General features: G+C 57.1%; 21 protein-coding genes. 16 read left to right on the forward strand and 5 right to left on the reverse strand.

The window, feature by feature from the left end; genetic code table 11:
- Positions 1-32: 32 nt before the first annotated feature.
- Positions 33-836: an inositol-1-monophosphatase gene (gene suhB / locus INT84_RS06595; protein WP_176917160.1), complete on the reverse strand. Its 804-nt coding sequence runs from the start codon at positions 834-836 to the stop codon at positions 33-35.
- Positions 837-956: 120 nt separating this feature from the next.
- Between suhB and trmJ the strand changes: the two genes are divergently transcribed.
- From trmJ to sseB, 11 genes are all read left to right on the forward strand, one after another.
- The gene (gene trmJ, locus INT84_RS06600) at positions 957-1,694 is read left to right on the forward strand and encodes a tRNA (cytosine(32)/uridine(32)-2'-O)-methyltransferase TrmJ (RefSeq protein ID WP_194206166.1); all 738 of its coding nucleotides are present in this window, start codon (positions 957-959) and stop codon (positions 1,692-1,694) included.
- A gap of 323 nt (positions 1,695-2,017) precedes the next feature.
- A complete protein-coding gene (gene iscR / locus INT84_RS06605; protein WP_176917158.1) occupies positions 2,018-2,509 on the forward strand; it encodes a Fe-S cluster assembly transcriptional regulator IscR in 492 nt (163 codons plus the stop codon).
- Between the two features lie 151 nt (positions 2,510-2,660).
- Positions 2,661-3,875, forward strand: a complete 1,215-nt coding sequence (iscS, locus tag INT84_RS06610) for a cysteine desulfurase (RefSeq protein ID WP_176917157.1) — start codon at positions 2,661-2,663, stop codon at positions 3,873-3,875.
- A 24-nt stretch (positions 3,876-3,899) separates the two neighbouring features.
- Positions 3,900-4,286, forward strand: a complete 387-nt coding sequence (gene iscU, locus INT84_RS06615; protein ID WP_103677685.1) for a Fe-S cluster assembly scaffold IscU — start codon at positions 3,900-3,902, stop codon at positions 4,284-4,286.
- 11 nt (positions 4,287-4,297) lie between these two features.
- Positions 4,298-4,621 carry an iron-sulfur cluster assembly protein IscA gene (gene iscA, locus INT84_RS06620; protein ID WP_176917156.1) on the forward strand — a complete coding sequence of 108 codons (324 nt, stop codon included), beginning with the start codon at positions 4,298-4,300 and terminating at the stop codon, positions 4,619-4,621.
- A gap of 77 nt (positions 4,622-4,698) precedes the next feature.
- Complete coding sequence (hscB, locus tag INT84_RS06625; protein ID WP_194206167.1) at positions 4,699-5,214, forward strand: co-chaperone HscB; 516 nt, start codon at positions 4,699-4,701, stop codon at positions 5,212-5,214.
- A 14-nt stretch (positions 5,215-5,228) separates the two neighbouring features.
- A complete protein-coding gene (gene hscA, locus INT84_RS06630; protein WP_194206168.1) occupies positions 5,229-7,079 on the forward strand; it encodes a Fe-S protein assembly chaperone HscA in 1,851 nt (616 codons plus the stop codon).
- A gap of 1 nt (position 7,080) precedes the next feature.
- The gene (gene fdx / locus INT84_RS06635) at positions 7,081-7,416 is read left to right on the forward strand and encodes an ISC system 2Fe-2S type ferredoxin (RefSeq protein WP_176917153.1); all 336 of its coding nucleotides are present in this window, start codon (positions 7,081-7,083) and stop codon (positions 7,414-7,416) included.
- 1 nt (position 7,417) lies between these two features.
- Positions 7,418-7,618 carry a Fe-S cluster assembly protein IscX gene (iscX, locus tag INT84_RS06640; RefSeq protein WP_194206169.1) on the forward strand — a complete coding sequence of 67 codons (201 nt, stop codon included), beginning with the start codon at positions 7,418-7,420 and terminating at the stop codon, positions 7,616-7,618.
- A 62-nt stretch (positions 7,619-7,680) separates the two neighbouring features.
- Entirely contained in the window at positions 7,681-8,970 is a 1,290-nt protein-coding gene (pepB, locus tag INT84_RS06645; RefSeq protein ID WP_194206170.1) for an aminopeptidase PepB, read from the forward strand.
- Positions 8,971-9,091: 121 nt separating this feature from the next.
- The gene (gene sseB / locus INT84_RS06650) at positions 9,092-9,868 is read left to right on the forward strand and encodes an enhanced serine sensitivity protein SseB (RefSeq protein ID WP_194206171.1); all 777 of its coding nucleotides are present in this window, start codon (positions 9,092-9,094) and stop codon (positions 9,866-9,868) included.
- A gap of 212 nt (positions 9,869-10,080) precedes the next feature.
- Here sseB and INT84_RS06655 read toward each other — a convergent pair whose 3' ends face one another.
- The 4 genes from INT84_RS06655 to INT84_RS06670 all read right to left on the reverse strand — a co-directional run bounded on the left by INT84_RS06655 (position 10,081) and on the right by INT84_RS06670 (position 14,696).
- Positions 10,081-10,854, reverse strand: a complete 774-nt coding sequence (locus INT84_RS06655; protein ID WP_194206172.1) for a MurR/RpiR family transcriptional regulator — start codon at positions 10,852-10,854, stop codon at positions 10,081-10,083.
- Positions 10,854-11,699: a 3-mercaptopyruvate sulfurtransferase gene (sseA, locus tag INT84_RS06660; RefSeq protein ID WP_194206173.1), complete on the reverse strand. Its 846-nt coding sequence runs from the start codon at positions 11,697-11,699 to the stop codon at positions 10,854-10,856. Before sseA ends, INT84_RS06655 begins: the two co-directional genes overlap by 1 nt.
- Positions 11,700-11,775: 76 nt before the next feature.
- Positions 11,776-13,140 carry a 6-phospho-alpha-glucosidase gene (locus INT84_RS06665; protein ID WP_194206174.1) on the reverse strand — a complete coding sequence of 455 codons (1,365 nt, stop codon included), beginning with the start codon at positions 13,138-13,140 and terminating at the stop codon, positions 11,776-11,778.
- A gap of 11 nt (positions 13,141-13,151) precedes the next feature.
- Positions 13,152-14,696, reverse strand: coding sequence for a PTS transporter subunit EIIC (locus INT84_RS06670; RefSeq protein WP_194206175.1), 1,545 nt, complete (start codon positions 14,694-14,696; stop codon positions 13,152-13,154).
- Positions 14,697-14,961: 265 nt separating this feature from the next.
- On the opposite strand from INT84_RS06670, the gene INT84_RS06675 reads away from it, so the two are divergent.
- From INT84_RS06675 to INT84_RS06695, 5 genes are all read left to right on the forward strand, one after another.
- On the forward strand, positions 14,962-19,923 hold the full coding sequence (locus tag INT84_RS06675) for an alpha-2-macroglobulin (RefSeq protein ID WP_194206176.1): 4,962 nt from the start codon (positions 14,962-14,964) through the stop codon (positions 19,921-19,923).
- 1 nt (position 19,924) lies between these two features.
- The gene (pbpC, locus tag INT84_RS06680; protein ID WP_194206177.1) at positions 19,925-22,249 is read left to right on the forward strand and encodes a peptidoglycan glycosyltransferase PbpC; all 2,325 of its coding nucleotides are present in this window, start codon (positions 19,925-19,927) and stop codon (positions 22,247-22,249) included.
- Positions 22,250-22,565: 316 nt separating this feature from the next.
- The gene (locus tag INT84_RS06685; protein WP_194206178.1) at positions 22,566-24,947 is read left to right on the forward strand and encodes a DMSO/selenate family reductase complex A subunit; all 2,382 of its coding nucleotides are present in this window, start codon (positions 22,566-22,568) and stop codon (positions 24,945-24,947) included.
- The gene (locus INT84_RS06690) at positions 24,944-25,573 is read left to right on the forward strand and encodes a DMSO/selenate family reductase complex B subunit (RefSeq protein WP_194206179.1); all 630 of its coding nucleotides are present in this window, start codon (positions 24,944-24,946) and stop codon (positions 25,571-25,573) included. Before INT84_RS06685 ends, INT84_RS06690 begins: the two co-directional genes overlap by 4 nt.
- Positions 25,566-26,366 (forward strand): DmsC/YnfH family molybdoenzyme membrane anchor subunit, encoded by an 801-nt coding sequence (locus INT84_RS06695; protein WP_194206180.1) that lies wholly within the window; start codon positions 25,566-25,568, stop codon positions 26,364-26,366. The genes INT84_RS06690 and INT84_RS06695 overlap by 8 nt, the downstream gene beginning before the upstream one ends.
- The last annotated feature ends 2 nt before the right edge of the window (positions 26,367-26,368 follow it).

A 26,368-nucleotide genomic window follows, 5' to 3' on the forward strand; every position in this document is an offset into this window, starting at 1 on the left:
GCCCCCGACAACGCGGGGGCCAGGTCAGGCGATTAACGCTTCAGCGCTTCGCTCAGTTCGTCACGCATGTTTGCCAGCATCGCTTTGACGACACGCGGATTACCGGCAACGATATTGCCCGTCATCATGTAGTTATGACCACCCGTGAAATCACATACCAGCGCGCCTGCTTCACGTGCCAGCAGTTCACCGGCGGCGAAATCCCACGGCTTCAGGCCGATTTCAAAGAAACCGTCTACGCGACCCGCGGCGACGTAGGCTAGATCCAGCGCGGCAGAACCGGTGCGGCGGAAGTCGGCACATTCAGTGAACATTTTACCGAGGATCTTCATATACGCAGGAGCGTGCTGTTTCGCTTTGAACGGGAAGCCGGTAGCAATGATGGTGCCATCCAGATCGCGTGCGCTGCTGCCGCGCAGACGATAGCCGTTCAGCTGCGCGCCCTGACCACGGGTGGAGGTGAACAGTTCGTTACGCATAGGATCGTAGACCACCGCGACTTCAGTGCGGCCTTTAATGCGCACGGCGATGGAGACCGCGAAGTGCGGCAGACGTTTGATGAAGTTGGTGGTGCCATCCAGTGGATCGATAACCCATTGTACATCCTGATCTTCGCCTGCGTGTTCACCGCTTTCTTCGGTGATAATGGTGTGTTGCGGGTAAGATTTGCGAATGGTTTCGATAATCAGCGCTTCGGCGGCTTTATCGACGTTGGTTACGAAATCATTGCTGCCTTTCTGGCTGGCTTCGACGGAATCAGGCGTTTCGTAATGTTTGGCAATCAGGTTACCCGCCTTGCGCGCTGCGCGCACGGCGATGTTCAGCATCGGATGCATCGGTTACTCTCACTGGATGTTAAAGAACGGGGAAAATCGGCGCATATCATAACAGCGAATTCGGATTATGTCTTCGGTTTATGATAATATGCCCGAATAATCTTTAGCCGAAGAAAGACAATGCTGCAAAATATTCGAATTGTGCTGGTGGAAACTTCTCACACCGGCAATATGGGCTCTGTGGCCCGCGCAATGAAAACCATGGGATTAACTAATCTGTGGCTGGTCAATCCTCTGGTCAAACCGGACTCGCAGGCCATCGCGCTGGCGGCTGGCGCGAGTGATGTTATTGGCAATGCCAATATCGTAGAAACGCTGGATGACGCGCTGACCGGCTGTAGTCTGGTCGTCGGTACCAGCGCCCGTTCGCGCACCCTGCCGTGGCCGATGCTCGATCCGCGTGAGTGCGGGCTGAAAAGCGTGGCGGAGGCTGAACATGCGCCGGTGGCGCTGGTGTTTGGCCGTGAGCGCGTAGGGTTGACCAATGACGAACTACAGAAGTGTCATTATCACGTGGCGATTGCTGCCAACCCGGAGTACAGCTCGCTGAATCTGGCGATGGCGGTACAGGTTATCGCCTACGAAGTGCGCATGGCGTGGCTGGCCACTCAGGAGCAGGATAAGGGTGATATCGCTGCGCCGGAAGAAACGCCGTACCCGCTGGTAGACGATCTCGAACGTTTTTACGGGCATCTGGAGCAAACGCTGCTGGCGACCGGTTTTATTCGCGAAAGCCATCCGGGTCAGGTGATGAATAAGCTGCGCCGTTTGTTCACCCGCGCGCGCCCGGAAAGCCAGGAGTTGAATATCCTGCGCGGGGTGCTGGCGTCGATTGAGCAGAAGCATAAAGAAGAGTGACGTTTGACTGTCGCGACAACGCTACGCGGCCCCAGAGTTGCTTTGCCCGGCGGCGCTGCGCTTGCACGGGCCTACGGAGGGTGAATTTCCGTACGTAATGCTGGATCGTACATAATGTATGTAGGCCGGGTAAGCGCAGCGCCACCCGGCATCACAGCCACGACAGACGCGCCAAACGCACGGAACGTTAAATACCTGACTAAAACAGTCAAGTAAATAGTTGACCATTTTAGTCGGGAATGTCAGACTTGGCCCTGCTATGCAGTACACCCCGATTTTAATAAAAATGCCCAGGCAGGGCCAGGTTTGAGGTTAAGTAAGACATGAGACTGACATCTAAAGGGCGTTATGCCGTGACCGCAATGCTGGACGTTGCGCTCAACTCCGAATCCGGCCCGGTACCGTTGGCTGATATTTCTGAACGTCAGGGGATTTCCCTTTCTTATCTGGAACAACTGTTCTCCCGTCTACGCAAAAACGGTCTGGTTTCCAGCGTGCGTGGACCAGGCGGTGGCTACCTGCTGGGTAAAGATGCAAGCAGCATCGCCGTCGGCGAAGTGATTAGTGCCGTTGATGAATCCGTTGACGCCACCCGCTGTCAGGGTAAAGGCGGCTGCCAGGGCGGCGATAAGTGCCTGACCCATGCGCTGTGGCGCGATCTGAGCGACCGTCTGACCGGTTTCCTGAATAACATTACCCTGGGTGAACTGGTGAATAACCAGGAAATCCTTGACGTGTCCGACCGTCAGCATACCCTTGAGACGCCGCGCACCGTCCGTTCGCAGGACCAGATCAACGTTAAGTTACGCGCCTAATAAAAAGTGCCCGTCGCTCAGATAACTGAACGGCGGAGCAAAAAAAGTATTCTGAATCAGGCCGGGGGCATTAATTCCGTTAACCCGGTTAACTATCTCGCCGGTTGCCTGATTCCTTGCATTGATGAGTGATGTACGGAGCTTAAGAGCAATGAAATTACCGATTTATCTCGACTACTCCGCAACCACGCCGGTGGACCCGCGTGTTGCCGAGAAAATGATGCAGTGCCTGACCTTAGACGGGACCTTTGGTAATCCGGCCTCCCGTTCACACCGTTTCGGCTGGCAGGCCGAAGAAGCGGTAGATATCGCCCGTAACCAGATTGCCGATCTGGTCGGTGCCGATCCGCGTGAAATCGTCTTTACCTCTGGTGCGACTGAATCTGACAACCTGGCGATTAAAGGTGCGGCCAACTTTTATCAGAAAAAAGGCAAGCACATCATCACCAGCAAAACTGAACATAAAGCCGTGCTGGACACCTGCCGTCAGCTGGAGCGTGAAGGGTTTGAGATCACGTACCTGGCACCGCAGCGTAACGGCATTATCGATCTGAAAGAGCTCGAAGCGGCGATGCGTGACGACACCATCCTCGTTTCCATCATGCACGTTAACAACGAAATCGGCGTGGTGCAGGACATCGCGACCATCGGCGACCTGTGCCGTGCACGTGGCATTATCTATCATGTTGATGCGACGCAAAGCGTTGGCAAACTGCCTATCGACCTGAGCCAGCTGAAAGTGGATCTGATGTCCTTCTCCGGCCACAAAATCTATGGCCCGAAAGGCATCGGCGCGTTGTACGTGCGTCGTAAACCGCGTATTCGCATCGAAGCACAGATGCACGGCGGCGGTCATGAACGCGGCATGCGTTCCGGTACGCTGCCGGTTCACCAGATCGTCGGCATGGGCGAAGCGTATCGCATCGCCAAAGAAGAGATGGAAAGCGAGATGGCGCGTCTGCGCGGTCTGCGTAACCGTCTGTGGGAAGGCGTGAAGGACATGGAAGAAGTGTACCTGAACGGCGACCTTGAGCAGGGCGCACCGAATATCCTCAACGTCAGCTTTAACTACGTTGAAGGCGAGTCGCTGATTATGGCGCTGAAAGACCTGGCCGTTTCTTCGGGTTCCGCCTGTACGTCTGCGAGCCTGGAGCCGTCTTATGTGCTGCGCGCGCTCGGCATGACCGATGAGCTGGCACACAGCTCTATCCGTTTCTCTTTAGGTCGTTTCACTACCGAAGAAGAGATTGACTACACCATCAAGCTGGTTCGTAACTCCATTGGCCGTTTGCGCGACCTTTCTCCGCTGTGGGAAATGTTCAAGCAGGGCGTGGATATCAACAGCATCGAATGGTCACATCATTAATCGGTAGATAAGAGGAATTCAATCATGGCATACAGCGAAAAAGTTATTGATCATTACGAGAACCCGCGCAACGTTGGCTCTTTCGACAACAGCGACGAGAACGTTGGCAGCGGCATGGTCGGTGCACCGGCCTGTGGCGACGTAATGAAGTTGCAGATCAAAGTGAACAATGACGGTATCATTGAAGATGCGCGCTTCAAGACCTACGGCTGCGGTTCGGCTATCGCCTCCAGCTCGCTGGTCACCGAATGGGTGAAAGGAAAATCCCTTGACGAAGCGCAGGCAATCAAAAATACCGACATTGCTGATGAACTCGAACTGCCGCCGGTGAAAATTCACTGCTCCATCCTGGCAGAAGACGCCATCAAAGCCGCTATCGCAGATTACAAAAGCAAACGTGAAGTGAAATAACAGAGGTTTCTATGTCGATTACCCTGAGCGACAGTGCTGCCGCGCGAGTAAATACCTTCCTGACCAACCGTGGTAAAGGGTTCGGCCTGCGTCTGGGGGTGAGAACCTCCGGCTGTTCCGGGATGGCCTATGTGCTGGAGTTTGTTGACGAGCCGGCGGCAGAAGACACCGTGTTCGAAGACAAAGGCGTTAAAGTCGTGATCGACGGCAAGAGCCTGCAATTTCTGGACGGCACGCAGCTCGACTTCGTCAAAGAAGGTCTCAACGAAGGGTTCAAATTCACCAACCCGAACGTAAAAGACGAGTGCGGCTGCGGCGAAAGCTTCAACGTTTAACCCCGTGTCATCAACAAACCCCACCGCAGCAACCCTGCGTGTGGGGTTTGTTTTAACAGGCTAACCCTAAGATTGTTATGGATTACTTCACTCTTTTTGGTTTACCCGCTCGCTATCCTGTCGATATTCAGGCGCTGACCACGCGTTTTCAGGATCTGCAACGTCAGTTTCATCCTGATAAATTTGCCAGCGGCACGCCAGCGGAACAGCTGGCCGCGGTGCAGAAATCGGCGACGATTAACCAGGCCTGGCAAACGCTACGCCATCCGCTGATGCGCGCTGAATACCTGCTTTCGCTGCACGGTTTCGATCTCGCCAGCGAGCAGCATACCGTGCGCGATACCGCTTTCCTGATGGAACAGCTCGAGCTGCGCGAAGAGCTGGATGAAATCGCCCAGGCAAAAGACGAAGCGCGGCTGGAAGGCTTTATCAAACGGGTGAAGGGCATGTATACCGCCCGCCATCAGCATATGGTGGAACAACTCGATCGTGAGACGTGGGAAGCGGCGGCGGATACCGTGCGTAAACTACGTTTTCTCGATAAACTGCAAAGCTCAGCAGAACAACTCGAAGAAAAGCTGCTCGATTTTTAATTTCGGAAGCAATTATGGCCTTATTACAAATTAGTGAGCCGGGTCTGAGTGCCGCGCCGCACCAGCGTCGTCTGGCGGCGGGTATTGACTTAGGCACCACCAACTCGCTGGTCGCTACCGTGCGCAGCGGCCAGGCTGAAACGCTGCCTGACCATCAGGGCCGACATTTACTGCCGTCCGTGGTGCATTACCAGACGCAGGGGCACGTTGTGGGCTATGACGCACGCGACCGCGCCGCCCAGGACCCCGCGAATACCGTCAGCTCCGTTAAACGCATGATGGGTCGCTCTCTGGCCGACATCACTGCGCGTTATCCGCATTTACCCTATCAGCTTCAGGCCAGTGAGAACGGCCTGCCGATGATCGCAACGCCTGCGGGCGTACTGAATCCAGTGCGTATCTCTGCCGATATCCTGAGCGCCCTGAGCGCCCGCGCCAGTGAAGCGCTGGCGGGTGAACTGGATGGCGTGGTGATCACCGTTCCGGCCTATTTTGATGACGCTCAGCGTCAGGGCACCAAAGATGCCGCACGTCTGGCGGGTCTGCACGTTCTGCGTTTACTGAATGAACCAACCGCTGCGGCGATTGCCTACGGTCTGGGTTCCGGTAAAGAGGGCGTGATTGCCGTCTACGATCTCGGCGGCGGCACCTTTGATATTTCCATCCTGCGTTTAAGCCGTGGCGTATTTGAAGTGCTGGCCACCGGCGGGGATTCTGCGCTCGGCGGCGATGATTTCGATCATCTGCTGGCCGATCATTTCCGCGAGCAGGCAAACCTGGCCGACCGCAGCGACGACCGTGTACAGCGCCAGCTTCTCGATGCCGCCATTGCCGCTAAAATCGCGCTGAGCGATGCCGACCATGCCGCCGTTGAGGTAGCGGGCTGGAAAGGCGAGGTGACCCGCGCACAGTTTAACGATCTCATCTCCGCGCTGGTTAAGCGCACCCTGATGGCCTGCCGTCGCGCCCTGAAAGATGCGGGCGTGGAAGCCGAAGAGGTGCTGGAAGTGGTGATGGTCGGCGGTTCTACCCGCGTACCGCTGGTGCGTGAGCGCGTGGGCGAATTCTTTGGCCGCACGCCGCTGACGACAATCGACCCGGATAAAGTCGTCGCCATCGGCGCGGCGATCCAGGCGGATATTCTGGTCGGCAATAAGCCGGACAGCGAAATGCTGCTGCTGGATGTGATCCCGCTGTCGCTGGGGCTGGAAACCATGGGTGGCCTGGTCGAAAAAGTCATTCCGCGTAATACCACCATTCCGGTGGCCCGTGCGCAGGAATTCACCACCTTTAAAGACGGCCAGACCGCGATGTCCATCCACGTCATGCAGGGTGAGCGCGAGCTGGTGCAGGATTGCCGCTCTCTGGCGCGCTTTGCCCTGCGCGGTATTCCGGCGCTGCCGGCGGGCGGGGCGCACATTCGCGTCACCTTCCAGGTCGATGCCGATGGTCTGCTGAGCGTGACGGCGATGGAAAAATCTACTGGCGTGGAATCGTCCATTCAGGTCAAACCGTCCTACGGGCTGACCGATAGCGAAATCGCTGGCATGATCCAGGACTCCATGAGCTACGCCGCGCAGGATGTCCAGGCGCGGATGCTGGCGGAGCAAAAAGTCGAAGCCGCGCGCGTGCTGGAGAGTTTGACCGGCGCGCTCGCTGCCGATGCCGCGCTGCTAAGCGTCGCAGAGCGTCAGGTGATTGACGAGGCCGCCGCTCATCTGCGCGTCGCAGCCGAAGGCGATGATACTGACGCCATAGAACAAGCCATTAAAAATGTTGATAAGCAAACCCAGGAGTTCGCCGCTCGCCGCATGGACCAGTCCGTCCGCAGCGCGCTGAAAGGTCACTCCGTGGACGAGGTTTAATATGCCAAAGATTGTTTTTCTGCCTCATCAGGATCTCTGTCCTGATGGCGCAGTTCTGGAAGCTGAGACTGGCGAAACGATTCTTGACGTTGCCCTGCGCAACGGCATTGAAATCGAACACGCCTGCGAAAAATCGTGCGCCTGCACCACCTGCCACTGCATCGTGCGTGAAGGGTTTGACTCCCTGGCGGAGAGCACGGAAGACGAGGACGACATGCTGGATAAAGCCTGGGGTCTGGAGCCGGAAAGCCGCTTAGGCTGCCAGGCGCTCGTCACCGACGACGATCTGGTGGTCGAGATCCCTCGCTACACCATTAACCACGCGCGGGAGCATTAAGATGGGACTGAAGTGGACCGACAGCCGCGAAATCGGCGAGGCGCTGTATGACAGCCGTCCGGATCTCGATCCGAAAAGCGTGCGTTTTACCGATCTGCATCAATGGATCTGCGAACTCGACGATTTCGATGACGATCCAAACGCATCCAATGAAAAAATTCTGGAGGCGATTCTGCTAGTCTGGTTAGATGAAGCAGAATAAGTTGTCGGGCTGCCTTCGGGCGGCCCTTTTGCATACATGGGCTAATAAAAAAGGATAAAACGATGACAACCGACGCCATGAAAATTACGCTTTCCACGCAGCCCGCCGACGCGCGCTGGGGTGAGAAAGCCGCTTACAGCATCAACAATGACGGCATTTCCCTGCACCTGAACGGTAAAGATGATTTGGCCCTGATCCAGCGCGCGGCGCGTAAAATCGACGGGCTGGGCATTAAACACGTTCAGCTGGCCGGCGAAGGCTGGGATGCAGATCGCAGCTGGGCCTTCTGGCAGGGCTATAAAGGGCCGAAGGGCAGCCGTAAAGTGGAGTGGGCGACGCTGGAAGCAGCAGAGCAGAAAGAGCTGGATAGTCGTCTGAAAATCATCGACTGGGTGCGCGATATTATCAATGCCTCAGCCGAAGAGGTTGGCCCTGAGCAACTGGCACAGCGTGCGGTGGATCTGCTGTCCGGCGTGGCGGGCGAGCAGGTCTCTTATCGTATTACCAAAGGTGAAGATCTGCGCGAGCAGAATTACCTCGGGCTGCATACCGTCGGCCGTGGTTCCGATCGTCAGCCAGTCCTGTTAGCCCTCGACTATAACCCGACGGGCGATAAAAACGCCCCGGTCTATGCCTGCCTGGTGGGTAAAGGAATTACATTCGATACCGGCGGCTACAGCCTGAAACAAAGCGCCTTTATGGACTCAATGAAGTCCGACATGGGCGGTGCGGCGCTGGTGACCGGGGCGCTGGCATTCGCTATTCAGCGTGGCCTCAACAAGCGCGTGAAACTGTACCTGTGCTGTGCTGACAACATGGTCAGCGGTAACGCATTCAAACTGGGCGATATTATTCATTATCGTAACGGCAAAACCGTTGAAGTGATGAATACCGACGCCGAAGGCCGCCTGGTGCTGGCGGACGGCCTTATTGATGCCTCGGCGCAGAAGCCGGAGCTGTTGATTGATGCTGCAACCCTGACCGGGGCGGCGAAAACCGCGCTGGGTAACGACTATCACGCGCTGTTCAGCTTCGACGACGCGCTGGCAAACCGTCTGCTGACGAGCGCGCAGGCAGAGAATGAACCGTTCTGGCGTCTGCCGCTGGCCGAGTTCCACCGTAGCCAGCTGCCGTCTAACTTTGCCGAGCTGAACAATACCGGCAGCGCCACCTATCCGGCAGGCGCAAGTACCGCCGCCGGGTTCCTGTCGCACTTTGTGGAAAACTACCAGCAGGGCTGGCTGCATATCGACTGCTCTGCGACCTACCGTAAAGGCGCAGTGGAACAGTGGGCCGCAGGTGCGACCGGCCTTGGCGTGCGCACCCTTGCGAATTTGCTGATCGCAGAGTAAATCGTGTGGCGGGGGCGTGTCGCTTACCCGCCTTACCCACTGTTGCGCTTCACTTAATTCCCCAGCGAACCGTAGGCCGGGTAAGCGGAGCGCCACCCGGCATTTTTGAAGTAGCGAGCTTATGTCCGACACAAAAAACGAATTAGAATCCCTGCTGGAGCAGGCGGCGACCGAACCGGCACACCGTCCGGCATTTTTCCGCACCCTGCTGGAATCGACCGTCTGGGTGCCGGGAACGGCTGCCGAAGGTGAAGCCGTAGTCGCGGATAGCGCGCTGGATCTTCAGCACTGGGAAAAAGACGATGGAACCTCCGTGGTGCCCTTCTTTTCCTCATTGCAGGCGCTACAGCAGGCGGTCACCGCAGAACAGGCATTTGTTGTGATGCCAGTGCGCACATTGTTTGAGATGACGCTCGGCGAAACGCTGTTCCTCAATGCCAAACTGCCCACCGGAAAGGAATTTACCCCGCGTGAAATCAGTCATCTGATTGCGGACGAAGGCAACCCGCTCAGCACGCAGCAGGTGCTGGAAGGGGGAACGTCGCTTCTGTTATCCGAAGTCGCGGAACCACCCGCCCAGATGATCGACTCGCTGATTACCCTGTTTAAAACCCTGAAAACGGTGAAGCGTGCCTTTATTTGCTCGATCAAAGAAAGCGCGGATCAGCAGCCAAACCTGCTGATTGGTATTGAAGCAGAAGGGGATATCGAAGAGATTATCCACGCTGCCGGTAGCGTGGCGAGCGATACGCTGCCCGGTGACGAGCCTGTCGATCTTTGTCAGGTCACGGAAGGTGAAAAGGGCATCAGCCACTTTATGCTGGCGCATATCACGCCGTTCTACGAAAAGCGCTGGGGCAGCTTCCTGCGTGATTTTAAACAGAACCGGATTATTTGAATGGAAAGCCGCCCCGAAGGGCGGTATGCATGATTTTAGTGTGGTTATTCCATAGGGATGCTTGACTTAAGTGTTTTGAAAAAGCACTATTCCTGTACTGGGGAGTACCTGCGTTGCTTTAGCAACACAGCCCGCTGGAAAGGCCGCGAACCGGACCAGCATTAAAAAAACCGCCTGCACAGGCGGTTTTTTTATGGGCGCGATCCCGTGCATTACTCCGTTGCCTCCAGCAGCAGTAAATCAATCAGCAACACCAGATTCGATTCAAACGACGTGATCCCGGCTGCTTCAGCCGCAAAATGCACCGCTTCGTCATACAGCGCGAAATGCAGATCGGCCAGGGCAGCAAGGCTATTCGCCGATGCGCGGGTAAACGCCACCACCGTCATGCCGACATTTTTCGCGATCCTTGCTTTATCCAAAACCTGCTCGGTTTCCCCGCTACGCGAAACGGCGATAAATACCTGATAGCGTGCGGCGTTGCTGAGAAAAATATTGCGGCTGTCGCCAGGGCCGGAAATAAACGCCGCTTTGCCCAGCACCTGTAATTTTTTGGTCAGGTATTCCGCGAAGAGATAAGAAAACCCCGCGCCGTAAAGAAAAAAACTCTCTTTATCGCGCAAAAGGGCAGAGAACCGCTGGCGTTTCTCCATGCTGACCCAGCGAAAGGTCTGCTGATAGTTGGCGACAAAGCGCGCAAACAGCTCCGGCAGATGATCAACCGTGTCAGGGGACGGCTCACGGATATGCGGAGTGTCAGACAAGAGTTGTTTACAATGCCAGATAAACTCGCTATAGCCGCTAAAGCCCAGCTTCTGACACAATCGTACAATCGTCGCGGTGGAGACATAGGTTCTTTTCGCCAGCTCCCGCACCGTGATATGGCCGACCAACAAAGGGTGCTCCGTCAGGTGCGCCAGAGCACGGTATTCCGCGCGGGTAAGTAGCTCCCCGCGCGAAAGAAGAGGAGCCAGGCGGTTATCCATTATGACGCGGGTTCAACCGGCAAATCGGCGCGTGCGCCCCATTCGCTCCAGGAGCCGTCGTAGAGTTTCACATCATTGACACCAAGCGTAGTCAGGGCCAACACGACCACCGCCGCCGTAACGCCGGAGCCACAGCTGGCGATAATGGGCTTCCTCAGATCAACCCCCTGACGAGCAAATATCTCGCTCAGCTCATCGGTCGTTTTCAGTTCGCCGTTGACCACCAGATCGTTCCACGGGACGTTCAGTGCGCCGGGAATATGGCCGCGGCGCAGGCCGGGGCGGGGTTCATCCGCTTCAGCGTTAAACCGCGCGGCGGGACGCGCATCGATCAGTTGCGCCGTCCTCTCATGGCTGACCAGCATCACGTCGGTCAGCCGTTTTACCGCGTCGCTGTCATATTCCGCTTCAAACTCACCTTCGGACACGCTGGCAACCCCTGACTCCAGCGGGAGATCGTCGCGCAGCCAGCCAACCAGTCCACCGGCCAGAATCGAGACGTGCTGAGCGCCAAACGTGCGCAGCATCCACCATGCGCGCGGCGCAGAGAACAGGTTGCCATCGTCGTAAACCACCAGATGCTTATCTTTATTCACACCAAGCTCGCGCATGGCAACTGCAAACGCTTCCGGGCGCGGCATCATATGGGGCAGGGGGTTGGTATGATCGGAAAGCGCTTCAATATCAAATGAAATCGCGCCGGGGATATGCCCGGCGCGATACTCTTCGACGACGTCGCGATCGGTCACACCGGGAGGTGCCATTCGTGCGTCGATAATCTGGATTTCAGGATCCGCAGCGTGTTCAGTCAGCCAGTCGGCCGCGACAAAAAATGAAGTGGACATGCTTGCCTCCGTTGTATTCATCATCCCTGAATTGTCGGTGTTTTTTCTCACGCCGACAAGCAAGCCCACGGCGAAATTATTTGATCGCCTCCCCATTTTGCCAGGCTTGTTGCAGTTGCGGCCAGTAATCGCGGTTGGCCTCGATCATATCGTCGAGGATCGCCTTCGCATGCTGCATGGTCGGAACGGTACGGTTCAGCGTAAAAGCCTGAAGCGCTTTCTCATAGCTTCCCTCAATCGTCGCCTCCACCAGCAGCTGCTCTGAAGCAAGTTGCTGCATCAGCAGCGTCTGATGGAACAGCGGCACCGCGCCCATTCTGACCGGCTCCGGCCCTTCGCTGGTAATATAGGCAGGCACTTCGACCATTGCATCATAAGGCAGATTGGCAATCGCGCCTTTATTCTCGACGATAACCAAATGGCGCTGGCGCAGATCGAAGGCCAGCGAACAGGCGACATCAACGATAAACGCCCCGTGCACGCCGACGTGAAACGCATCCGGCAGGATCCCGCTGCGCTTGTACTCTTCGGCGGCGGCGAACAGCTTTTTCTCGCGCCCGTTCATCACTTCATTCGCGCGGGTGTAATTCGGATCCTGATGCTCCACGATGTCATTGGGCATCAAATAATATTGCAGATACGGATTCGGCAGATACTCGGGGAAATGATCCATAATCGGCTTAATGTTGCGCCAGGTTTTCACCCATGACGGATCGGCATGCTGGGGATCGGTTTGCGCCGCATCCTCGGTCAGCAGACCGAAACGGGCAATATGACGACGTAGTTCCGGCAGGCGATCTTCGCCATCCACCAGCACGCGCGTAAACCAGCCGAAGTGGTTGAGACCAAAATAATCCACCTGCAATTTATGCCTGTCCACGCCGAGGATCGCGCCCATATTGCGCATTGCCGCCACCGGCATATCACAAATGTTCAGCACCCGGGCATTGGGCCGCAGGCGGCGCACGCCTTCGGCCACAATCGCCGCCGGGTTTGAGTAATTCACGATCCACGCTTTTTTATCGGCATAGCGTTCCGCCATATCGATCAGTTCGACCATCGGCAGGATCGTGCGCAGCCCGTAGGCCAGCCCACCTGGTCCACAGGTTTCCTGACCCACCACACCGTGTTTCAGCGGAATTTTTTCATCCTTTTCGCGCATCTTGTACTGGCCGACGCGCATCTGGGCAAAGACAAAATGTGTGCCGCTGAAGGCGGTTTCTGGATCGCCGGTGACGGTAAATTTAATCGACTGACTGTGATCGCGGATGACTTTTTCTACTACCGGCGCAATGGTATTCTGCCGGGCTTCATCAATGTCGTAGAGGCGAATTTCAGCCAGCGGGAAATCCTCCAGCCGCATCATCAGACTTTTGACGATGCCAGGGGTGTAGGTACTACCGCCGCCCGCGATGGATAAAATAAATGGGGGTTTCAACATTTTTGCCTCCTTCAGAGTACCGACTCAACGGCCTCGCGCATTTTTTTCACATGCAGCCCGTAGACTACCTGAACGTTATTGCCTTGTTTGATGACGCCTTTCGCACCGGTGGCCTTCAGACGCGGCTCGTCGATGGTGGCGACGTCTTTGACCGTGACGCGCAGGCGGGTGTAGCAGTTATCGACGACGTCGATATTCTCGCGTCCGCCCAGCCCGGCGATAATCGCTTCGCCAAGTCCGTCATTCTGGCCTTTTGCCTGGTAATCCTGCTTGCTGTACAGGCGCGTCCCCTGCTCCTCTTCCTCACGCCCCGGCGTTTTCATATCGAAATGACGGATCAGGAAGCGGAAGACCACGAAATAGAGCACCGACATAATCAGCCCCACCACGATGTACATCGGCCAGTTGGATTTCTCCGTGCCGAGCGGCAGGTTGTAAAGCACGAAATCGATAATGCCGTTTGCGCCGATGGCATGAACGCCCAGCAGATAAAACAGCATCATGCCGATGCCGGTCAGCACGGCGTGGACCACAAACAGCATTGGCGCGACAAACAGGAAGGAAAACTCGATAGGTTCGGTGACGCCCACCAGCATTGAGGTCAGCGCGGCGGGGATCAGAATCGCTTTTGCCGCCGCTTTACGCTCCGGTCTGGCGGTGACGTACATCGCCAGTGCGGCGGCGGGCAGGCCGAACATCTTACTGATGCCGCGCGCGTCCCAGACCACGGTGCTGCTTAATTGCTTAACGTCAGGACAGGCCATTTCAGCGAAGTAAATATTACGCGCACCCTGATACATCGCCCCGCAGACATCCGAGGTGCCGCCCAGTTCGGTATACAGAAAAGGGGTATAGACCAGATGATGCAGGCCGGTAGGCACCAGAATGCGTTCAAGAAAACCGTAAATGGCGACGCCAAAGGCACCCGAGCTTTTAATCAACAGCGCCAGCGTGCTGATACCCTGCTGGGCGAACGGCCAAAGTTCGCTCATCACCACGCCGAGAACAATCGACACCGGCAGCATGATAATGGCGACAAAACAGTGGCCGGAGTAAATCGCCATCGCCCCGGAAAATTGCACCCCGGAATAGCGGTTATAAAGATAGCCGGAAAGCGCGCCGGTCAGGATCCCGGCAAACACGCCCATCTCCAGCACCTGCACGCCCAGCACCATACTTTGCCCGGCGGCGCGCATCTGCCCGGCGGGAGCCAGCGCGCCCTGAAGCTGTAACGTCACGTTCATGGCGTTGATAAACACCACGAACGTCACCAGGCCGATCAGTGCCGCATAGCCCTTATCCCGCGCGGCGAGGCCGATGGGAATGCCCACCGCAAACACCAGCGCCAGATTGACCAGCACCGACACGGCGGATTTGGCAATAAGTTGCCCGATACTTTGCACCAGTGGATAGCCGAGAAAAGGCAGGTATTCAGCCAGATTACCGTTACCCAGGATGTTACCAAAGGCGATAAATAACCCAACGATAGGTAAGATGAGTACCGGACCGTAAAGTGACTTGCCAAAGTTTTGTAGGGCGTTAACGGCTCGTTTCATACGCTTCCCTCTGTTATAGAACCGTGCAATAGCATTACCGTAGCAGTCAGTCAGGCTGTTAATCCATCTATCTGATTGTTTTAAAAACAAATGACGTCTGATGTAACATGTTACTTTCCAGAGTGTGAGTGATGTAACAACCTGCAATAACGAAAAATATCTTGCGATAAAGATTCAACAACCATTATTCGGACTTTTGTATTCCTGAAAGTTGCGCATAATATTGTCAACCGTGATTGACGGCATTTCGGCCAGGGATTAATAAATGAAACAGTTCCGCCTGACGGCACTAACGCTTACGCTGGTGGCCGCCTTCAGCCTTGCTGGATGCGATGACAATAATAAAACTCAGGCGGCGGCTCCGGCAGCCGCGTCGGCCTCAACGGCAGAGCAGGCGAAAACGCCACCGGCAAAACCGGATGCTGAACAGCTTAAAAAACTGGCGGCGCAAAGTCAGGGCAAGGCGCTGAATTTGCTGGATGCTTCTGAAGTCCAGCTTGAAGGTGCCGCGACGCTGGTGCTGACATTCTCTATTCCCCTCGATCCCGAGCAGGATTTTTCCCGCACCGTTCATCTGGTCGATAAAAAAGAGGGCAAAGTTGACGGCGCGTGGGAGCTGGCTCCTAATCTGAAAGAACTGCGTTTGCGCCATCTGGAGCCAAACCGCAACCTGGTACTGACGGTTGATAGCGGCGTTATCGCCCTTAACAAAGCGACCTTCGGCAAATCTTTTGAGAAAGCCATCACCACACGTAATATTCAGCCGTCTGTCGGATTTGCCAGCCGTGGTTCGCTGCTGCCGGGCAAAGTGGTTGAAGGTCTGCCGGTCATGGCGCTGAACGTTGATAACATCGACGTTAATTTTTTCCGTGTGAAACCTGAATCGCTGGCCGCTTTCGTTAGCCAGTGGGAATATCGCAGCTCGCTGTCAAACTGGGAATCGGATGAACTGCTGAAGATGGCCGACCTGGTCTATACCGGGCGTTTCGACCTCAATCCGGCCAAAAATACCCAGGAAAAATTGATGCTGCCACTTGGCGACATCAAACCGTTGCAGCAGGCGGGCGTTTATATTGCGGTCATGAATCAGGCCGGGCATTACAGTTACAGCAATGCCGCCACGTTGTTTACGCTGAGCGATATCGGCCTTTCGACCCACCGCTATCATAACCGGCTGGAAGTCTTTACCCAGAGCCTGGAAAACGGCGCATTGCAGTCTGGTGTAGATGTCATGCTGCTGAATGAAAAAGGGCAAACCCTGGCGCAGGCCACCAGTGACAGTCACGGTCGCACCACGCTGCAAAGTGAAAAAGCCGGGGCGCTGCTGCTGGCGCGTAAAGACGGGCAGACCACCTTGCTGGATCTTAATCTCCCGGCGCTGGATCTGGCCGAGTTTAAAATCGCCGGCGACCCGGGTTTTAGTAAACAATTTTTCATGTTTGGCCCGCGCGATCTCTATCGCCCGGGCGAAACGGTGATCCTCAACGGCTTACTGCGTGACAGCGATGGTAAAGCGCTGGCCGATCAGCCGGTTAAGCTGGAAGTCATCAAGCCTGACGGACAGGTGATCCGCACGGTAGTGAGCAAGGCGGAAAACGGGCTGTATCGCTTTAACTACCCGCTGGAAAGCAGCGCCGCCACCGGGATGTGGCACATTCGCGCCAATACCGGCGACAACCAGCCGCGCCTGTGGGATTTCAACGTTGAAGATTTTATGCCGGAGCGGATGGCGCTGAATCTGACCGCGCAAAAAACGCCGCTGGCCCCGGCCGATAGCGTTAATTTTGACGTGGTTGGCTATTATCTGTACGGCGCGCCGGCGGCGAGCAACACCCTACAGGGCAAACTGTTCCTGCGCCCGCTGCGTGAAGCGGTTGAAGCACTGCCCGGCTTCCAGTTCGGCGACGTCAGCGAAGATAACCTCTCTCGCACTCTGGATGAGGTCAACCTGAAGCTGGATGCGAAAGGCCACGGTCAGGTCTCTACCGACAGCCAGTGGCAGGAAGCGCATTCACCGTTGCAGGTACTGTTACAGGCCAGCCTGCTGGAATCCGGCGGTCGTCCGGTGACCCGTCGTGCCGAACAGGCAATCTGGCCGGCGGATACCCTGCCGGGCATTCGCCCTCAGTTTGCCAGCAAAGCGGTGTATGACTATCGCACCGATTCTACCGTCAATCAGCCAGTGGTCGAAGAGAACAGCAACGCGGCGTTTGATATTGTCTACGCCAACGCGCAGGGGCAGAAAAAAGCGGTTTCAGGGTTGCAGGTTCGCCTGATCCGCGAGCGTCGCGACTATTTCTGGAACTGGTCAGAAAGCGAAGGCTGGGAGTCGCAGTTCGATCAGAAAGACCTGGTGGAAGGCGAACAGTCGCTGGATCTGGCGGCGGATGCCACTGGCAAAGTCAGCTTCCCGGTCGAGTGGGGCTCTTATCGTCTGGAAGTGAAAGCGCCGAATGACACGGTCAGCAGCGTGCGCTTCTGGGCTGGCTACAGCTGGCAGGACAATAGCGACGGTACCGGCGCAGCGCGTCCGGATCGCGTGACCATGAAGCTGGACAAAGCTTTCTACAAACCGGGCGACAGTATCAAGCTGCATATCGCCGCGCCTGCCGCCGGGAAAGGCTATGCGATGGTGGAGTCCAGCGAAGGGCCGCTGTGGTGGCAGGAAATTGACGTTCCCGCCGACGGTATGGATCTCACTATTCCCATCGATAAAAACTGGAACCGTCACGATCTCTATCTGAGTACGCTGGTGGTTCGTCCCGGCGATAAATCCCGCTCGGCCACGCCGAAACGCGCCGTTGGCATTCTGCATCTGCCGATGGGCGATGAAAATCGTCGTCTGAATATTGCGCTGGATAGCCCGGACAAAATGCGTCCTAACCAGCCGCTGACGGTGAAAGTGAAAGCCAGCGTGAAAGAGGGCGCGCTGCCGAAACAGGTTAACGTCCTGCTCTCGGCGGTAGATAGCGGCGTGCTGAACATTACCGACTATGTGACGCCGGATCCGTGGAAAGCCTTCTTCGGCCAAAAACGCTACGGTGCGGATATTTATGATATCTACGGTCAGGTCATTGAAGGTCAGGGACGTCTTGCCAGCCTGCGCTTTGGTGGCGACGGCGACGAACTTAACCGTGGGGGTAAACCGCCGGTTAATCACGTTAACATCATCGCTCAGCAGGCGCAGCCGGTAGTACTGGATGACAATGGTGAAGGTACGGTCACGCTACCCATTGGCGATTTTAACGGCGAACTGCGCGTCATGGCGCAGGCGTGGACGACAGAAGATTTTGGCAGCAGCGAAGATAAAGTGGTGGTTGCCGCGCCGGTGATTGCCGAGCTCAATATGCCGCGCTTTATCGCCAGCGGCGATACTTCTCGTCTGACGCTGGATGTCACTAACCTTACCGATAAACCGCAAACGCTCAACGTCGCCCTTAAAACCAGCGGTCTGTTAACGCTGGAAGGTTCGCAGCCGGGACCGCTGAAAATCGATCCAGGCGTGCGCGTTACGCTGTTCGTGCCGGTCAGTGCGCAGGAGGGTTATGGCGAGGGGGAAATTGATGCCACCATCAGCGGCGTTAACCTGCCGGGTGAAAATCTGCCGCCGATGCAAAAACAGTGGAAACTTGGTGTGCGTCCGGCTTTCCCGGCACAAACCGTGAATCTGGGTACCGTGCTTCAGGCGGGTGAAAGCTGGCAGATACCGGCGGGTGCGCTCCAGAACTTCTCGCCGGCGACCCTGCAAGGCCAGTTGCTGCTGAGCGGTAAACCGCCGCTGAATCTGGCGCGCTATATCCGTGAGCTGAAAGCTTATCCTTACGGTTGCCTTGAGCAGACAACCAGCGGTCTCTTCCCGTCGCTCTACACCAGCGCCGCGCAGTTGAAAACGTTGGGTATTAAAGGCGACAGCGATGAACAACGCCGTGCCGCGATTGACCTTGGTATCTCCCGTCTGCTGCAAATGCAGCGCGCAGACGGCGGTTTTGCCCTGTGGGATAAAGACGGTCAGGAAGAGTACTGGCTTACCGCTTATGTGATGGATTTCCTGGTTCGCGCCAGCGAGCAGGGATATAGCGTTCCGGCAGAGGCGATGAGCAAAGGCAACAACCGTTTGCTGCGCTATCTCCAGGAGCCGGGGCTGATGACCATTCGCTACAGCGATAACGCTCAGGCGAGCCGCTTTGCGGCGCAGGCTTACGCCGCGCTGGTGCTGGCGCGTCAGCAGAAAGCGCCGTTGGGCGCACTGCGTGAAATCTGGGAGCGTCATGAACAGGCGGCCTCTGGTCTGCCGCTGTTGCAGCTCAGCATCGCGCTGAAAGCGATGGGCGATGCGCCGCGCAGCGAGCAGGCGCTTCAGCTGGCGATGAAAACGCCGCGTACCAACAATCACGTCTGGGTGGCGGACTACGGCAGCGTGCTGCGCGATGACGCCATGATGCTGACGCTGTTGAAAGAAAACAATCTGCTGCCGGACCAGCAAAACCGTCTGCTGACGACGCTTTCGGAAGAGGCATTTGGTCAGCGCTGGCTTTCAACGCAGGAAACCAACGCCCTGTTCCTTGCCGCCAGAGGATTGCAGGATCTGCCGGGTAACTGGCAGGCGCAAACCTCGCTTGATGCGCAGCCGCTCAGCGCCGATAAAGCGCAGGTGCGGAATGTGACGGCCGATCAGCTGTCGGCTCTTCAGGTGACCAACACCGGTAGCCAGCCGCTGTGGCTGCGTCTGGACAGCACGGGCTATCCTGAATATGCGCCCGCGCCGTCAAGCAATGTGCTGCATATTGAACGCCATATCTATGACACCAAAGGGCAGACGAAATCACTGAGCGCGCTGCGTAGCGGCGATCTGGTACTCGTCCAGCTTGAAGTGACGGCCAGCCAGAACGTGCCGGACGCGCTGGTGGTCGATCTGCTGCCTGCGGGCCTGGAGCTGGAAAACCAGAACCTTGCCAACAGCAGCGCCAGCCTTGAAGATAATGCTACAGAAGTACAAGCGCTGGTCACGCAGATGCAGCAGGCGGATATTCAGCACGTTGAATTTCGCGACGATCGCTTTGTGGCGGCAGTAGCGGTGAATGAAGGGCAGCCGGTGACGCTGGTTTATCTGGCGCGTGCGGTAACGCCGGGAACCTATCAGCTGCCTGCGCCGCAGGTGGAATCCATGTATGTTCCACAGTGGCGCGCCACCGGAACGACGAATGGACCGCTGATCGTCACGCCGTAATATGCCTGCACTGCGTAAAATAAAAACCCGCTGGCTCTGGCTGGCGGGTTTTCCATTGGTGCTGTGGCTGGCGGTCTTCACTGCCGATCGCCTGTGGCCGTTGCCGTTAAAAGACGTTACCCCTGCACGCGTGGTGGTGGCGGAAGACGGGACGCCACTGTGGCGCTTTGCCGATGCTGACGGGATCTGGCGTTATCCGGTTACGCCGGAGGAGGTCTCGCCGCGCTATATCGAGGCGCTGCTGCAATATGAAGACCGCTGGTTCTGGAAACATCCTGGCATTAACCCGCTGGCGATACTCCGTGCTGCCTGGCAGGATCTCACCTCTGGGCATGTCGTCTCTGGCGGCAGCACCCTCACTATGCAGGTGGCGCGCTTACTTGATCCTCATCCGCGTACCTTTGGCGGCAAGATCCGCCAGGTCTGGCGCGCCCTGCAACTGGAATGGCACCTGTCAAAACGCGACATCCTGACCCTCTATCTTAACCGTGCGCCGTTTGGCGGTACGCTACAGGGTGTCGGCGCGGCCAGCTGGGCCTATCTCGGAAAAGCCCCCACGCAGCTCAGCTATTCGGAAGCCGCGTTATTAGCCGTGCTGCCGCAGGCCCCCAGCCGCCTGCGCCCGGATCGCTGGCCGGAACGCGCTCAGGCGGCGCGGGACAAAGTCCTTGAACGGATGCTCACCCAGGGCGTCTGGCCCGCGGCGCGCGTAAAAGAGGCGCAGCAGGAGCCGGTCTGGCTGTTCCCCCGCCAGATGCCGCAGCTGGCCCCGCTGTTTTCGCGCCGGGTACTGGCGAAAAGTAAGCAGGATAAAATTGTCACTACCCTTGATGCCACGCTGCAACGGCAAATGGAAGAGCTGGCGATGAACTGGAAATCGCGCCTGCCGCCGCGCAGCTCGCTGGCAATGATCGTCGTCGATCATACCAACATGAAGGTGCGTGGCTGGGTAGGCTCGGCAGATATCAATGATGACAGTCGCTTTGGGCATGTGGATATGGTTGCGGCGATCCGATCGCCGGGATCGGTGCTTAAACCCTTCGTCTATGGAATGGCGATGGATGAAGGGCTGATCCATCCGGCGTCGCTGCTTCAGGACGTGCCGCGTCGGGTAGGGGACTATCGTCCCGGTAACTTTGACAGCGGGTTCCACGGTCCGGTCAGTATGAGCGACGCGCTGGTCCGCTCGCTGAACCTGCCCGCCGTTCAGGTGCTGGAAGCCTACGGGCCTAAACAGTTTGCCGCCCGGCTGCGTAATGCCGGATTACCGTTGATCCTGCCTGCAAACGCCCAGCCTAACCTGGCGCTGATCCTCGGCGGCGCGGGGGCCAGGCTGGAGGATATCACCGCCGCGTACAGCGCCTTTGCCCGTCACGGCAAAGCGGGCCGCCTGCGTCTGCTGCCGGACGATCCGCTGATCGAGCGACCGCTGTTGTCGCCGGGAGCGGCGTGGATTATTCGTCGCATCCTCGGCGGAGAAGATCAACCTCTGCCGGACGGCTCGTTGCCACGCGTCGCGCCGCTGGCGTGGAAAACCGGCACCAGCTACGGCTACCGTGATGCCTGGGCGGTTGGCTTAAATGCCCGTTATACCATCGGCATCTGGACCGGACGCCCGGACGGGACGCCGGTGGCCGGCCAGTTTGGTTTCGCCAGCGCGGTACCGCTGCTTAACCAACTAAATAATATTCTGCAATCGCGTCCCGTCACTACGGGAGAACGTGTGCCGGTCGATCCGCGTCCGTCATCGGTCAGCGCCGCCACGATTTGTTGGCCGGGAGGCCAGGCATTGCCCCCCGGTGATACCAACTGCCGCCGCCGCCTGGCGACCTGGCTGCTGGATTATAGCCAGCCGCCGACGCTGCTGCTGCCAAGTCAGGAAGGCATTCGGGGGATTCGTTTCCCTGTCTGGCTGAATGCCGACGGACAGCGGGTCGCGGCGGATTGTCCGGACGCCGTGAAAAAAGAGCTTCAGGTCTGGCCGTTGCCGCTGGAACCCTGGCTACCGGCAGCGGAGCGCCGCGCCGCGCGTCTTCCGGCGGCTTCCCGCACCTGCCCGCCGCGACAGCAGCAAAACATCCTGCCGCTGGTGCTCTCCGGTGTCCGTGAAGGCGCGGTCATTCGCCATTTGCCAGGTCAGATGACTGTCTCGTTGCCGGTGCAGACGACCGGCGGAGAGGGCCGCAGATGGTGGTTTTTAAACGGCGAAGCGCTGAGCGACGCAGGAAACGTCATCACTCTGCAACTTGAAAAAGCGCAGAGCTATCAGCTTGTGGTGATGGATGACGCAGGGCAGGTCGCTACGGTGACGTTTGAATTACGCTGAAAACAGGCGGAATAAATCAGACTGCTGATAAACGTGATCCCGTAGAATTATGCCTGGCGGCGCTTCGCTTGCACAGGCCTACAGATTGCGAATAACCGGTTGATAATGCTGCTTTTTGTAGGCCGGGTAAGGCGAAGCCGCCACCTGGAAAAATGGCGAATATAAGAGCAAAACAGGGTTGTCATCAATCTCAATATAAATAAGAATTATTTCGGTTAAGTTACTTAAAAATTAATAACTTAGCTTTTTTTGACGATAGTCAAAAGCCGCTCGTCCGGAAAGCGGCAAAATCGCTTTCATTTATGGATGAAGCGTAATGAGTTCGAAAAATAGCCCACCCGAGGAGTTGCTACCTCATTTATCACGGCGGCATTTCCTCCAGGCCAGTTCCGCCATGATTGCCCTGCCTTTCTTTACCGCGCCAGGCCACGCAGCCAGCGAACCTGTCCAGCCAGCGGCAGAAAGCGGTACCGCTGAGCGCGTAGTCCACACCTGTAGTACCTTCGACTGTGGCGGTAAATGTGACATCCGTGCGCATGTGCAGGATGGTGTCGTTACCCGCATTTCCACGCGTCCGGACGACGCGCTCGACCCGCAAATGCCCATCATGCGCGCCTGCGTGCGTGGTCGCGGCTACCGTAAGTTTGTCTACCATCCGGATCGTCTGAAATACCCGATGAAGCGCGTCGGCAAGCGTGGAGAAGGAAAGTTCGAGCGAATTTCCTGGGACGAAGCCACCACCATGATTGCCGATAAGCTGAAAAGCATTACCGCTAAGTACGGCCCCGCGTCGCGCTATATGCACGTTGGCACCGCCACTTCCGGCGGCACTTTCTCCGGCAATCTGATGGCGCAGCGGCTGCTGAACATGACGGGCGGCTATCTGGCGAGCTATCACTCCGTCAGCATGGGGAATACCGCCGCCGCCACGCCCTATACCTACGGCGTGGCCGCCAGCGGCAACTCGCTGGATACGCTGCTCGACACCAAACTGGTGATCCTCTGGGGGCATAACCCGACGGAGACCATTTTTGGTCATACTAACCATTTCTTCCAGCAGATGAAGCAGAACGGAACCCGCTTTATCGTAGTCGATCCGCGCTATTCGGATACCGTCTCGTCGCTGGCTGACCAGTGGATCCCGCTACTGCCTACCACCGACAATGCGCTGATGGATGCGATGATGTACGTCATCATCACCGAGAAGCTGCATGATGAGGCCTTTATTCGTCGTCACACGCTGGGTTTTGATGAAGACTCGATGCCGGAAGGTGTGCCGGAAAACGAATCGCTGGTGGCATACCTTACCGGCGCGAAGGACGGCGTGCATAAAACGCCTGAGTGGGCGGAAGCGATCACCCACGTTCCGGCACAAACCATTCGTCAGCTGGCGCGTGATTACGCCAGTACCAAACCGGCGGCGCTGATTCAGGGCTGGGGTCCGCAGCGTCACAACTGCGGGGAACGTACCGCGCGTGGCTCGACGCTGCTGGCGACCATCACCGGTAACGTCGGCGTAAAAGGCGGCTGGGCGGCAGGCTATGGCGGCTGTGCCAACCGTAAGTTCTGCGTCGGGCCGGAGATGCCGGATAACCCGGTAAAAGCCCAGATTTCGGTGATGAACTGGATGCAGGCGGCGGATGATGCGTCAAAAGTGACGCCGCAGGACGGCCTTAAAGGCGCGGAAAAACTCGACAGCAATATTCGTCTGCTGTTCTCGCTGGCCGGAAACTATCTCACCAACCAGAACCCTGACCTGCACCAGGCGGCCCGTCTGCTGGAAGATGAATCCAAAATTGAGTTCATTGTGGCGAGTGATTTGTTCATGACGCCGAGCGCTAAATACGCCGATCTGTTGCTGCCGGAAACCAGCTTTATGGAACGGTGGAATATCGGTGAAACCTGGGGTACCGGCAGCTATCTGGTGCTGTCAGAAAAACTGATCGAGCCTGAATTCGAACGCCGCTCCGACTACGAGTGGCTGCGCGATGTGGCGGCGAAACTGGGGATCGAAAAAGAGTTCAGCCAGGGCCGTGATGAGAAAGCGTGGATCGAGCATATCTGGGAGCAAACCCGTCTGGCTATGCCTGATGAAAATCTGCCCGATTTCGCCACCCTGCAAAAAACGCGTCAGCATTTGTTCAAAAGCGAGCCGTATATCGCCTTTGAGGACAATATTCGCGATCCGGAAAATCATCCTTTCCAGACGCCGTCCGGCAAGATTGAGATCTTTTCAAAACGGCTGTACGACATGCACCATCCGGAAATTCCGGCCCTGTCGCATTACGTCCCTGCCCATGAAGGGCCGGAAGACGCGCTGAGCGAAAAATATTCGCTACAGATGATCACCTGGAAGGGCAAAAACCGCGCCAACTCCACGCAGTACGCGAATCCCTGGTTGCAGGAAGTGCAGATCCAAAAACTGTGGATCAACCCGCAGGATGCACAAAAACGCGGCATCAATCAGGGTGACGAGGTGCGCATTCATAACGATCGCGGCGTGAGTATTGTTCCGGCAGAAGTGACGCCGCGCATTATTCCCGGCGTGGTAGCGATGCAGGCGGGGGCCTGGTGGCAACCGGATGCGCAGGGTATCGACCGTGGCGGCTGCGCCAACGTGCTGAGCTCGGCCCGTATTACGGCGCTGGCGAAAGGCAACTCCCATCAAACCATGCTCGTGGAGGTAGCCAAAGCATGAGTCAGTTTAAAGACTATCCGCCGGTGAGCGATAAACAGCTCGGCTTTTTTATCGATTCTTCCCGCTGCTCTGGCTGCAAAGCCTGCCAGGTGGCCTGTAAAGACAAAAATAACCTGGAAGTGGGGCGTCGTTTCCGTCGCGTGTATGAGGTGAACGGCGGAGGATTTATTCCGACCGGGCAGGGCGGGGTGCAAAACAACGTGTTTGCCTACACGCTTTCCATCTCCTGTAACCACTGTGCCGATCCGATCTGCACCAAAAACTGCCCGACTACCGCAATGCACAAGCGTCCGGGCGACGGGATCGTGCGCGTCAACACCGATAAATGCGTGGGCTGCGGCTACTGCGCGTGGTCCTGTCCTTACGGCGCGCCACAGCTCAATAGCCAGACGGGGCAGATGTCAAAATGCGATTTCTGCGTCGATTTACAGGCCAAAGGTGAGCAGCCGGTCTGCGTGGCAACCTGTCCGCTGGGAGCGATTAAGTTCGGTCCCATCGACGAGCTGCGTGTGAAATACGGTAGCGTAGACAGCGTGAAAGGATTACCGGAAGCCAGTATCACTCATCCGAGTCTGGTGATTAAGCCGCATCAGGGTGCAGAAAAAGAGGAGCAGCATCATGCATGAGTTACCACTACTGCTCTTTACGCTGCTATTGCAAGGCTCGGTAGGTGTGACCTTATGGCTGGCGCTGCTGCGTTCGCGCGCCGGGTCCATGCTGCCCGGCGTCGTGATCGCGTTTGTGATGGCCTGCACTGGTCTGCTGGCCTCAATGCTGCATATGGGGTATCCGCTGAACGCGCTTAATGCGCTACGGCACGTTGCCAGCTCCTGGCTCAGCCGTGAGGTGGTATTTGCCTCTCTCTACCTCGCCGTACTGGGGTTGAGCGGCCTGTTGATGATTGTCCGTAAGCCGGGCGGGAAACTGCTGCTGCCGCTGGCGGCGCTGTTTGGCGTTATTGACGTGTATTGCATGGGGCAGATTTACATGCATACCTCGGTGATCACCTGGCAACACGTCAATACGCTGTTTCTGTTCTACGGTACCGCTGGCATCGTTGGCTCGGTGCTCATCGCGTTGATGGCGCTGAAAGGGCGCTGGACCTGCTTACCACAGCTGGCGAAATGTGCTGTGGTGGTGGTGGCGATCATGGTGTTGGCCCGGTTGCTGGTTCAACCGCTGTGGTTTAACGCCATCATGGACGCCAGCCAGCAGATCGTGACGCTTCCCCATGCGCCGTTAGTGCGCCTGCAACAGCTACACGATGTGTATATCGCAGGTTGGGTTGTATCGGTGGTGGGGCTTTTCTGCTTCACTGTCGGCGGACTGAGAAAAGCCAAGGGCTCGCTCATTCTCGGAAGCCTGCTGCTGGTGATTGCCGAAGTGATCCTGCGCTTTGTCTTTTTTAGCATCGGCTAACC

It is taken from the genome of Superficieibacter sp. 1612_C1, assembly GCF_015234305.1.
GTDB lineage: Bacteria > Pseudomonadota > Gammaproteobacteria > Enterobacterales > Enterobacteriaceae > Superficieibacter.

Bases quoted from the DNA above. Each gene is read 5' to 3' on its own strand.
- trmJ (WP_194206166.1), top strand. From the start codon at position 957: ATGCTGCAAAATATTCGAATTGTGCTGGTGGAAACTTCTCACACCGGC.
- INT84_RS06655 (WP_194206172.1), bottom strand. From the start codon at position 10,854: ATGGATAACCGCCTGGCTCCTCTTCTTTCGCGCGGGGAGCTACTTACC.
- INT84_RS06670 (WP_194206175.1), bottom strand. From the start codon at position 14,696: ATGAAACGAGCCGTTAACGCCCTACAAAACTTTGGCAAGTCACTTTAC.
- iscX (WP_194206169.1), top strand. From the start codon at position 7,418: ATGGGACTGAAGTGGACCGACAGCCGCGAAATCGGCGAGGCGCTGTAT.
- iscR (WP_176917158.1), top strand. From the start codon at position 2,018: ATGAGACTGACATCTAAAGGGCGTTATGCCGTGACCGCAATGCTGGAC.
- INT84_RS06685 (WP_194206178.1), top strand. From the start codon at position 22,566: ATGAGTTCGAAAAATAGCCCACCCGAGGAGTTGCTACCTCATTTATCA.
- INT84_RS06690 (WP_194206179.1), top strand. From the start codon at position 24,944: ATGAGTCAGTTTAAAGACTATCCGCCGGTGAGCGATAAACAGCTCGGC.
- suhB (WP_176917160.1), bottom strand. From the start codon at position 836: ATGCATCCGATGCTGAACATCGCCGTGCGCGCAGCGCGCAAGGCGGGT.
- INT84_RS06675 (WP_194206176.1), top strand. From the start codon at position 14,962: ATGAAACAGTTCCGCCTGACGGCACTAACGCTTACGCTGGTGGCCGCC.
- INT84_RS06665 (WP_194206174.1), bottom strand. From the start codon at position 13,140: ATGTTGAAACCCCCATTTATTTTATCCATCGCGGGCGGCGGTAGTACC.
- fdx (WP_176917153.1), top strand. From the start codon at position 7,081: ATGCCAAAGATTGTTTTTCTGCCTCATCAGGATCTCTGTCCTGATGGC.
- INT84_RS06695 (WP_194206180.1), top strand. From the start codon at position 25,566: ATGCATGAGTTACCACTACTGCTCTTTACGCTGCTATTGCAAGGCTCG.
- sseB (WP_194206171.1), top strand. From the start codon at position 9,092: ATGTCCGACACAAAAAACGAATTAGAATCCCTGCTGGAGCAGGCGGCG.
- hscA (WP_194206168.1), top strand. From the start codon at position 5,229: ATGGCCTTATTACAAATTAGTGAGCCGGGTCTGAGTGCCGCGCCGCAC.
- pbpC (WP_194206177.1), top strand. From the start codon at position 19,925: ATGCCTGCACTGCGTAAAATAAAAACCCGCTGGCTCTGGCTGGCGGGT.
- iscA (WP_176917156.1), top strand. From the start codon at position 4,298: ATGTCGATTACCCTGAGCGACAGTGCTGCCGCGCGAGTAAATACCTTC.
- hscB (WP_194206167.1), top strand. From the start codon at position 4,699: ATGGATTACTTCACTCTTTTTGGTTTACCCGCTCGCTATCCTGTCGAT.
- iscS (WP_176917157.1), top strand. From the start codon at position 2,661: ATGAAATTACCGATTTATCTCGACTACTCCGCAACCACGCCGGTGGAC.
- iscU (WP_103677685.1), top strand. From the start codon at position 3,900: ATGGCATACAGCGAAAAAGTTATTGATCATTACGAGAACCCGCGCAAC.
- sseA (WP_194206173.1), bottom strand. From the start codon at position 11,699: ATGTCCACTTCATTTTTTGTCGCGGCCGACTGGCTGACTGAACACGCT.
- pepB (WP_194206170.1), top strand. From the start codon at position 7,681: ATGACAACCGACGCCATGAAAATTACGCTTTCCACGCAGCCCGCCGAC.